General features: G+C 63.1%; 4 protein-coding genes. 3 read left to right on the forward strand and 1 reads right to left on the reverse strand.

Translation table 11 applies throughout. From position 1 onward, the window contains the following. Positions 1–87 precede the first annotated feature (87 nt). Positions 88–267, reverse strand: a complete 180-nt coding sequence (locus ACWAUG_RS13500; protein WP_460802819.1) for a hypothetical protein — start codon at positions 265–267, stop codon at positions 88–90. Positions 268–633: 366 nt separating this feature from the next. On the opposite strand from ACWAUG_RS13500, the gene ACWAUG_RS13505 reads away from it, so the two are divergent. The 3 genes from ACWAUG_RS13505 to ACWAUG_RS13515 form a co-directional block, all read left to right on the forward strand. Next, positions 634–882, forward strand: a complete 249-nt coding sequence (locus tag ACWAUG_RS13505) for a hypothetical protein (RefSeq protein ID WP_460802821.1) — start codon at positions 634–636, stop codon at positions 880–882. 242 nt (positions 883–1124) lie between these two features. Then, positions 1125–1448, forward strand: a complete 324-nt coding sequence (locus ACWAUG_RS13510; protein WP_460802822.1) for a transposase — start codon at positions 1125–1127, stop codon at positions 1446–1448. 71 nt (positions 1449–1519) lie between these two features. Beyond that, the coding region (locus ACWAUG_RS13515; RefSeq protein ID WP_460802823.1) for an IS3 family transposase at positions 1520–1977 on the forward strand (458 nt) is incomplete at its 3' end.

Consider the following 1977-nt stretch of genomic DNA (forward strand, 5'->3'; position numbering starts at 1 on the left):
AACTCTCTGGGATAGGGACCGGGCATGATGACATCCTCCCCGCCAGCGCCTCCCGGCACTAACGATCAGTTGTCACCGATCCGTTCCTCACGCCCCTACGCAGTGGGTCCCGGCGCTCCATTGGGCCGAAACCATTCCATCGGCCGTGGGCACTTCATCGGGAAGCTTGAACACGTAGTCGCCCGAATCATAGAAATAGAACACAGCTCCGTTCTGATCGACCTCGACGTTCGTAACCGTGCCGGTCACATCGAGCTCGTCAAGCACGCTAGCGTCCAGCTCCGGCTCATCCGGAACAGAGACGGCTGGAGCGTGCCCATTCAGCAAGCGTGCCGCACCCTCTGGGCTAGACACAGCATTGGTAGTGGAGGTACGGTCAGGCTCTGCCTGGTCGACGGAGGCCGACGCCGATAGAGGGGCAGATAGCAGCACGGCTACGATTCCAGCCAATGCGACGTAGCGACGACGAGAAGACATTTTGGACCTTTCCCTCGGAGGTTCGTTATGGCCCAACCTGGCAGACCATTAGAGGGGTGATAAGCATTGACTTCCGCACCAGAAGAAGCTAATAGAGCCACCATTCGTGGGCTCGTTCACTCCGCGGCGACCGCTGCTGATGACATGGAAGCCGCCATGGCACTCGCTGAAGAAGCCTTCGAAAACCTGCTTGAAGAGGGCATTACGGTCAATGACATTGCGATCGAACTCGCCGTAACCCATGCTGTCGCGGCACAGCTACTATCCCGGGAGCTGCCACTCAGCGCCCTGATTCGCTCCGCCGAGTATCGGTCCGCATCAGACGAGGATGCCTCGTCGATGCGGCGCCGAGCGGCCTTCCGTGCGGCACAAATCGGAGAAGACGCCGATCCAGGCTCCATCTAACCTGGGTTCGTCGGAGATTGGTTCTGCGCCTCAGTCGCGCTTGCCGCATGGCGTATGTCCAGACGCGCCGTTGCGGTCTCACTGCTTCGCTTGAGCATCCCATACGGAAGGGGTTGGCCATCAAACAAGACGTTCGCCCCCGCTCGCTGCCGTGTAATTCACCCAGGCCAACACCTGGCATGGGATCCGACTGACTCGCCCCGGTGTGTCCGGAGACAGGATTCCTTGGAAGGATCTGTCTTATGGGACGTCCCAGTAAGTATCCGCGCGAGCTTCGTGAGCGCGCTGTCCGTATGGTCGCCGAGGTGCGAACCGACTATCCGAGCGAGTATCAGGCGATGACCGCGGTCGCGCAGATGCTCGGCATCGGGTCGCCGGAAACGATCCGCACCTGGATCCGTCGGGAGCAGGTCGATGCGGGAGACCGGCCCGGTGTGACGACCGACGCGCAGATGGAGATCAAGCGCCTGAAGCGGGAGAACGCCGAGCTGCGGCGGGCGAACGAGATCTTGAAGGCGGCTTCAGCTTTCTTCGCGGCCGAACTCGACCGGCCACACAAGCGATAGTCGCCTTCATCGACGAACGCAAGGACCGCACCGAGGGCGGGCTCCGATGGGGTGTCGAGTCGATCTGCGCCGTGCTCACCCAGCACGGCGTGAAGATCGCCCCATCGACCTACTACGACGCCCGCGGGCGCGGACCATCACCACAGGCCGTGTCGGATGAGCCGTGGAAGCCGATCATCCTGGCCGCGTGGCAGGCGCACCGCAACGTGCTCGGCGCCCGCAAGCTATGGCTGCGGCTCCGCCGTGACGGTCACGACATCGCCCGCTGCACGGTCGAGCGCCTCATGCGTGAGCTTGGGATCGCCGGCGTGCTCCGCGGGAAGCGGAAACGCCCCGTCGACACGGATCCACGCGAAACCCGCCCCGCGGACCTCGTCGACCGACACTTCGCTCGGTTCCGCACGAACCAGCTCTGGGTCGCCGACTTCACATACGTGTGGACGTGGTCTGGATGGGTCTACGTCGCGTTCGTGTTCGACGCGCACTCCCGCCGCATCATCGGCTGGCGCGCCGCGACGAGCATGACCAC

This window comes from Microbacterium sp. GXF6406 (genome assembly GCF_054798215.1).